The 6,695-nt window shown below is 55.8% G+C and carries 8 protein-coding genes; all 8 read left to right on the top strand.

Annotated elements, in window-relative coordinates; genetic code table 11:
• Positions 1 to 147 precede the first annotated feature (147 nt).
• Positions 148 to 1,365 (top strand): phage capsid family protein, encoded by a 1,218-nt coding sequence (locus AACT07_RS16110; RefSeq protein WP_069528868.1) that lies wholly within the window; start codon positions 148 to 150, stop codon positions 1,363 to 1,365.
• Positions 1,366 to 1,427: 62 nt separating this feature from the next.
• A complete protein-coding gene (locus tag AACT07_RS16105) occupies positions 1,428 to 1,817 on the top strand; it encodes a hypothetical protein (protein WP_069528866.1) in 390 nt (129 codons plus the stop codon).
• 66 nt (positions 1,818 to 1,883) lie between these two features.
• The gene (locus tag AACT07_RS16100; protein WP_069528864.1) at positions 1,884 to 2,327 is read left to right on the top strand and encodes a hypothetical protein; all 444 of its coding nucleotides are present in this window, start codon (positions 1,884 to 1,886) and stop codon (positions 2,325 to 2,327) included.
• A 38-nt stretch (positions 2,328 to 2,365) separates the two neighbouring features.
• Positions 2,366 to 2,971 carry a hypothetical protein gene (locus AACT07_RS16095; RefSeq protein ID WP_253182270.1) on the top strand — a complete coding sequence of 202 codons (606 nt, stop codon included), beginning with the start codon at positions 2,366 to 2,368 and terminating at the stop codon, positions 2,969 to 2,971.
• A 13-nt stretch (positions 2,972 to 2,984) separates the two neighbouring features.
• Positions 2,985 to 3,650 (top strand): phage adaptor protein, encoded by a 666-nt coding sequence (locus AACT07_RS16090; RefSeq protein WP_069528860.1) that lies wholly within the window; start codon positions 2,985 to 2,987, stop codon positions 3,648 to 3,650.
• Positions 3,647 to 5,176 (top strand): prophage tail fiber N-terminal domain-containing protein, encoded by a 1,530-nt coding sequence (locus AACT07_RS16085; protein WP_069528858.1) that lies wholly within the window; start codon positions 3,647 to 3,649, stop codon positions 5,174 to 5,176. Before AACT07_RS16090 ends, AACT07_RS16085 begins: the two co-directional genes overlap by 4 nt.
• A complete protein-coding gene (locus tag AACT07_RS16080; protein WP_139123852.1) occupies positions 5,173 to 6,375 on the top strand; it encodes a hypothetical protein in 1,203 nt (400 codons plus the stop codon). The genes AACT07_RS16085 and AACT07_RS16080 overlap by 4 nt, the downstream gene beginning before the upstream one ends.
• Complete coding sequence (locus tag AACT07_RS16075) at positions 6,375 to 6,674, top strand: hypothetical protein (RefSeq protein ID WP_069528856.1); 300 nt, start codon at positions 6,375 to 6,377, stop codon at positions 6,672 to 6,674. The genes AACT07_RS16080 and AACT07_RS16075 overlap by 1 nt, the downstream gene beginning before the upstream one ends.
• Positions 6,675 to 6,695 lie beyond the last annotated feature (21 nt).

Genomic DNA, 6,695 nt, shown 5'->3' with positions numbered 1-6,695 from the left:
CAGGCAGAGCTTATCGGTGAGATGAGCTCCATGTCTGAGGCCCAGATGGAGGCCTTGCTGGAGCAGGCCGGGTTCTAAATCAACAACCCAGGTTACAAGAAAGCCCCGACTACCACGTCGGGGCTTTTGTTTTTGTAGGAGAGGTTCATGACCCAAATCACTACGGCGCAAGCCAACAAGATTCTGCAGGCCGCCCTGTTTACTGCGGCCAACCGCTCCCATTCGCTGGTTAACATGCTGACCGAAGAGGCCCCAAAAGGGGTCAAAATCAACGGTGGCAAGCAGACCAGTGCAGGAGCCCCGGTAGTGCGTATCTCTGATCTCGGCAAAACCGCCGGTGACGAAGTAGATATGCAGCTGTTCCATCAGCTCTCTGGCCGCCCGACTATGGGTGATAAGAAACTGGCTGGTCGTCTGGAAAGCCTTTCTTTTGCAGACTTTTCGTTGACGATCAACCAGTCCCGCCACGGTGTGGATGCTGGTGGCAAGATGAGCCAAAAGCGCACCAAGCACGACCTCATCAAGACCGCTCGGGTGCTGCTGGCAGATGGCTACTATGGTCGCCTGGTTGACCAGCGTGGTTTTGTCCAGCTGGCTGGGGCACGTGGCGACTACGCGGCTACCGATATCATCTTGCCGTTGGCGGATGATGAGGAGTTCGCCGAAATCATGATCAACCCCATCACGGCACCGACCTACGAGCGTCACTTCTTCGGCGGTGACGCGACGACCTTCGAGTCCATCGATGCTGCAGACCGCTTCAACTTGGGCTGCGTGGACAATATGGCGTTGTTCCTCTCCGAGATGGCTAACCCCATCCAGCCGATCCGCATGCACTCAGACCCTTCGGGTGGAGAGCCGCTCTTTGTGCTCTACGTCACCCCTCGCCAGTGGCACGACTTCTACACCTCCAGCTCTGGCAAGGACTGGCAGGCCATGCAGATCGCAGCCACTGAACGTGCAAAGGGTTGGAACCATCCTATCTTCCGCGGCGAAGGCGCCATGTGGCGTGGCATCCTGGTCAAGGAGTACAAGGGGTTGCCCATTCGCTTCAACCAGGGCAGTACCGTCAAGGTATGTGACGTCAACTCTGAAACCGGTATGGAGGTAGACAAGGTTGCCGGTACCACCATCGACCGCGCGGTCCTGCTGGGCGGACAGGCGCTGGCCAACGCATTTGGTTCTGGCGAGCAAGGCGGCTCTTTTGGCATGCACGAAGAGAAAACCGACCACGGCAACAGCACCGAGATCTCCATCCACTGGGTATCCGGTCTGCAGAAGATCCGCTTCAAGCAGCGTAACGGCAACATCCAGGACCATGGCTGCATGGTACTCGATACCGCGGTGAGCCCGGTCGGCCGTTAAGCACCAGCAGGAAGGGGCCTCAAGGCCCCTATTCTCTATCTGACTCGATAAGGAGCCATGTCATGGCCAAGACTACCCTGATCGCCAAAGCGTACCGCTGGTTTGTTGGTGCCTTCGGCAACCTCTCTATTTCCCCGACCCTGGTGGCCAAGCTGGCCGCCGTGCCGGCTGGCGATGTCGTTGCGTTCGGCGACAAGGTTGAGCCCGACCTGAAGGTCGTGGGGGTAACGCTGTTCACTACCGCGCTGGGGGCGAATACCACCATCACAGCCAAGATTGGCAATACCACCATCATCAATGCAGAGGGAACGGCAGCAGCAGTGGCCAAGTATTACCCGGTTGATGACCTTCTGACGAAGGAGGGACAAGAGATCACCCTCACCATTGGTGGGGGCAAGGCAACAGGTATCGCCAAGCTCAAGTTGCACTATGAAGTGGTGGGCAACCTTTAAGGCTGCCAGCACCTCCGCGCCCGGCCCTGTGCCGGGCTTTTTCATTACTGGATTGGAGTTATTGCCGTGAGCGACAAAATTACTGTGGTGTACATCGGCGAGAAGCTGAGCAAGAAAGACACTGTGACCGGGAGCCGCCTTGTGTTTCCGCGCCATGTGCCTGTGGATATCGAGAGCCACATCGCCATGCAACTGCTGGAGTTTCCCTCGGTCTGGATCCGGGCTGAGCACCTGGCCGACGAGCTGGAACGCCAGGAGCGGGCTGCCCAAGAGGCGGCTGCAGAATTGGAGCGTCAAGCAGAGGAAGCTGCACGCCTTGCTGAAGAGCAGAGCATGGTGGTGGATGGTCGAGACCTGGCCAAGTTGACCTCCGCTCAGCTTGCAACGCTGGTAGTCGGGGAAGACCTGGACATTACCCCGCAAGGTGCTCAGGAAAAAGTTGGGGATTACCGGCTGAGAGTGCGTGATGCTCTGAAAGCCAAGTTGGTCACCGAGAATAGCGGCGAGTGATGGTACCGGTACAAGATAGCCGACTGGTGAGCCCCGCTGTGTTGATCCCGCTGGTTCGCCAGCGGGTTCTTCACTTGCCGCATACAGAAGGCGCTGATGCCTTGGTACATGGCAATCTCATCGAGGCCGCCATCATTTTCTGTAAAGAGAGCATGCTGGTCCATCTGGAACGGACGTTCGACCATGTCTTCGAGGGGCAAACCGTCAGCTTTGCGATGACCAGCAGCATCAATCGCCAGGCTAGACAGGAGGTGCGGGCGCCGCAGGTGACGGGGTCGGCGATCCATCGCATCACCGCTGAAGGCCATTTACTGACGCCTGGTAAGTACTTCCATGTGCAGTCCACCGAGTCCATTCGCTTTATGGCGCCTCTTAACCAGGTTTGCATCATCGGCGCCATTGAGCCACTGCCGAGCGCAACACTGATCCCTGCCGCCTTGGTGGAGGGCTATGCGCACGAGTTGGCTTGTGGGGCTGCATATCTCTTACAGCAGTTACAAGCCAAGCCATGGACCAATCATGAACTGGCTCAGATTAACCGCCGCAAGTTCTATGACGGGATCCGTGACGCGTACCGGTTTCGCATTGAGCACACCGAAAACGCCAGGATCCAGAACCCTATTCGAAAGCGACACTTCTTCTGATGTGAGGTGAGTTATGCTGGTCAGCGAATTATTGAATAGAGCATCGAGTGAGTTAACGGATACGCAGCGCATCGGGTGGGGGATAGAGGACTTAATCTCCTACTACAACAGCGCAATCTCCGCGATTGCTACTGCAAGACCGGACATCTTCATTAAGACGCAGTCCTTCTCCTGTGCTGCCGGCACCCGCCAGACGGCCCCTGCAGGCACAATCAAGCTGATCGACATTGAGCGTAACACGCGCACAGGCAAATCTATCCGGTACGTGGCCCGCGCAGACCTGGAAAGTCTTATTCCTGGCTGGGCCAGCAGCACTGGTGGAGAAGAGGCTGAACTCTACATCCATGAGCCCACCAATATCACCGCATTCTGGCTCTATCCCGGCGTGAAGGCAGGGGTCAGTATCGAGCTGGTGCTCAGCATTCTTCCGACCCCCTTGACGAAAGCGATGGTCGAATCTGGTGAAACGGTTCAGGTTGATGATCGCTATATTACCCCCTGTTTGGATTGGATCATGTACCGGGCGTTCATGCGTGACTCGGAAGTGACGGCTAATGCGTCTCGGGGGCAGTTGCATCTTCAATCGTTCACACAAGCCCTGGCCATCGGTACCGAGTCCGACGCTACGATGTTGTCGATGCGGGACAATCAGGCCAGCACGAAGGGGCGGCACCAATGATTAAGCTCTATGGCACGATGACAGACCCGGCAGGAAAGCCGGTTCCTGGTGCACTGATTGAACTGCGCTCGCTTACTACTACAAGCGAAGTCCTGATGGGGTCTGAGCTGACCTTCAAATGTGATGCCAATGGCCTCTACAGCTTTGACTTGGCTGCAGGGACATATGATGTCTACGCCCAGAATGATCGCTGTGGCGACATGGACTATCTGGGTATTGGCAAGGTTTCCGCCAGCACTCCTCCAGGGCCGCTGAACGCCATCCTTGTTGATGGGGGGATCGACCTCACCCCACCAATGCTGGAAGCCGCCATCGAAGCCAGGGATGCCGCTCAGTTGGCCAAGCAGCAAGCTATTGCATCAGCCAAGAGTGCTGATGAGTTTCAAAAGTTGGCTGAGCAGAGCGCAGAGGCTGCTGGACGCAGCGCTCAGCTGGCGGCAACAGATCGCGCTGTCGCAGCGGAGGATGCTGGCAAAGCAGCAGTATCTGCAGGTGAGGCTGCATCGGCAAAAGAGGGCGCAGTTGATGCGGCAAGGGTGGCAGGAGAGCACAGAGTAGCCAGTGAGCAGCATGCCACTTCTGCCGCCGCTGTTGCCCATCGTGCAGAGGTGGCGAAGAGTAGTAGCGAACAAGCCTCTTCCGACGCGGCACTGTCGGCGGGCGTAGCCAGCCAGAAAGAGGCATCCGCGGTTGCATCTGCTGCCGCAGCCGGACAAAGCGCTGCACTTTCAGAGCAGCACAGCACGGCGGCCGGTAACAGCGCAGCGCTGGCTGGCGATGAGGCCACCAAGGCAAAGGTGCAGGCCGATAGCGCCATTGCCACCGAGCAGCGGATCCAGCAGGCCGCAGCAGGACAGCTGGATAGTATCGCGACAGAGGGTGCCAAGCAGATCGCCCTGGCTAAATCACATGCCGACAAGGCTGCCCTTAGCGAGCAAGCCAGTAGTGAATATGCCGATCGCTCGGAGTTAGCTGCCCAGCGAGCAGAAGATCTGGTTGATCAGGCTACAGGTGGAGCCTTGCTGAAAGACCAGAACCTAGGAGACGTGCCGAACAAGGATGCTGCGCGGACTCACCTTGATGTGCCGTCCAAAAGTCAGCTTGCGCAAGCGATCAGTGAGGCGATAGGTGGAGTGACGCCAGCCAGTATCGGTGCTCGTCCTGACTCGTGGACCCCAACTGCTGCAGATGTGGGGGCGCGACCATCCGACTGGATGCCGACGGCCGCTCAAGTTGGCGCCAGACCGAGTAACTGGCTGCCGAGCCTTGAGGAAATAGGGGCCGCATCAAGCGGGTCGGTGGATGCCTTGCAACCAGCTGGTTCAGCTTCGTTTGTTTATGTGGACGGAGCATTGACACAAATGACCGAGCAACTGCCAGCAGGGGAGAGGGTGACGACGTACAGCTACACAGAAGGGAGACTGACCAAGGCGGTGGAGACGCTGGGCCAGCTTGTCAGAACCACCACATACACCTATCAGGGTGGCATTCTGACCGATTTCACGACTACAGAGGGGGGCGCATGAGCGCATTAGATCCGGTCATTCTCAGCAAGTTAGACAACCTACTCGGCCAAAGCCAAGGCTCCAGTCATCCTCCAATTGGCTTCGGATCTTTCTTGCCTGAAAAGGGGGTTAAGATTTCCGTAGGTGGTTGCGAATACCTGCGATCGGGGGTGCTTGGTAAGCTGGGCTTTCAATCAAACTTCCCAGATTCGCTTGCGTTCGTTGTCCCGGAAGGTAACGGCTCGCCCATTTTTGGCCAAACCTCCTTCTATTCTTGCGCGTGCAGTAATGACACTATCGTCCTTACCGCTTCATCTGGTTCTAAGATATTTGTTGCCAGACGTGCAAAGGGGTTTGTTTTGGAGGAGTTAGATTCCCCCGGAGCTGGTTCGTTTCGCGTCAGATACGCAGGTGGTATGTTTTTCTTTTTCGGGTCGTCCAGCACCGTGTACTACTCTTCGGACGATATGAATACCTTCAAGTCTGTTTCCAGTGCGGTATCTTCCCCTAAGGCTGTCAGATTTCTTTCCGAAACCCAACTTGTCTTTCTGTCGATTGGTTCTAGTAGCGCTTCCTCGGTATCTCTTCATGCCGTCAATGGTGGCGATATTCAGCCGGGTACTTCCATAACGTTAAGTGGCGTTACATATCTTGTCGATTTGGCTTATGTGAGGAATGGCATCGCAGCGTATTTTATCGCTTTCCGTGGTAATTTTGGCCCAGCTAAGGCCACCAGTCTTGGTGGGCCATACACGTCTATAACAACCGATCCACCTAGCCTTGGAGGCGTTACTATAAACAACAGTACTGCCGCACTTCTTCCTGCAGCTACACAGTATGCTGGGCAGGCATCTCTTGTGCGAGATGGTTTGTGTTATTTTGTTCTTCCCGGGGCTGGGTTTGCGTCATTGGACCCGGTGACTAATAAAGTTAACCTCATTATTCCGGCCGCAACTGTATCTAACGAGGCCAAGATTTTCGATCTATCTTCGCATTTCGGTGTTACTTTGTCGGTCACTGACGCCTTTCGGTTTTACTCCCCTGCTGTTGCCAGTCTAGGAAGTCTTAGCCTTTCTGGTAATGCAGAACTCGGTTTATCGGAAAAAGTGGCAATCAGATTGCCTAATACTTCTGGTGGCGTTCCGGCCGTTACGACTAATTACGTGAAATTTGCTGGTATCGCTGATTATACGAAGAACCTTTATTTGAGGATTTCGTGATGGAACTTATATACGTTGACCCCAGTTCTGTACCGGATAATCTAGTTAATATTAACGACGCGGAATCTGCAATTGCTTACAAAATACTTAACATTAAAGCAGAAGCAGAGCGCCGCATTAGCGCTCTCGACTGGCGGTTGCAACGGGCGAGAGAGCGCGAACAGTTAGGTGAAGCAGGGTTCGAGGCGGAGGTCGATGTGCTAGCCCTGCGCGAGCAGATCCGTCAGGCCAGTAACGCCGCCGAGCAGGCTGTTTCCACCCTCACTGACGTTGGCGCTGTGTTGGCATTTACTTGGTAGTCTCCCGGCGTTAGGATATTT

Source organism: Aeromonas sp. ANP5, assembly GCF_963870295.1.
Classification (GTDB): domain Bacteria; phylum Pseudomonadota; class Gammaproteobacteria; order Enterobacterales; family Aeromonadaceae; genus Aeromonas; species Aeromonas veronii.
Note: the sequence above shows the minus strand (reverse complement) of the source record. Positions and strands in the feature narration are given on the sequence as shown.

Bases quoted from the DNA above. Each gene is read 5' to 3' on its own strand.
- AACT07_RS16085 (WP_069528858.1), top strand. From the start codon at position 3,647: ATGATTAAGCTCTATGGCACGATGACAGACCCGGCAGGAAAGCCGGTT.
- AACT07_RS16080 (WP_139123852.1), top strand. From the start codon at position 5,173: ATGAGCGCATTAGATCCGGTCATTCTCAGCAAGTTAGACAACCTACTC.
- AACT07_RS16105 (WP_069528866.1), top strand. From the start codon at position 1,428: ATGGCCAAGACTACCCTGATCGCCAAAGCGTACCGCTGGTTTGTTGGT.
- AACT07_RS16075 (WP_069528856.1), top strand. From the start codon at position 6,375: ATGGAACTTATATACGTTGACCCCAGTTCTGTACCGGATAATCTAGTT.
- AACT07_RS16090 (WP_069528860.1), top strand. From the start codon at position 2,985: ATGCTGGTCAGCGAATTATTGAATAGAGCATCGAGTGAGTTAACGGAT.
- AACT07_RS16110 (WP_069528868.1), top strand. From the start codon at position 148: ATGACCCAAATCACTACGGCGCAAGCCAACAAGATTCTGCAGGCCGCC.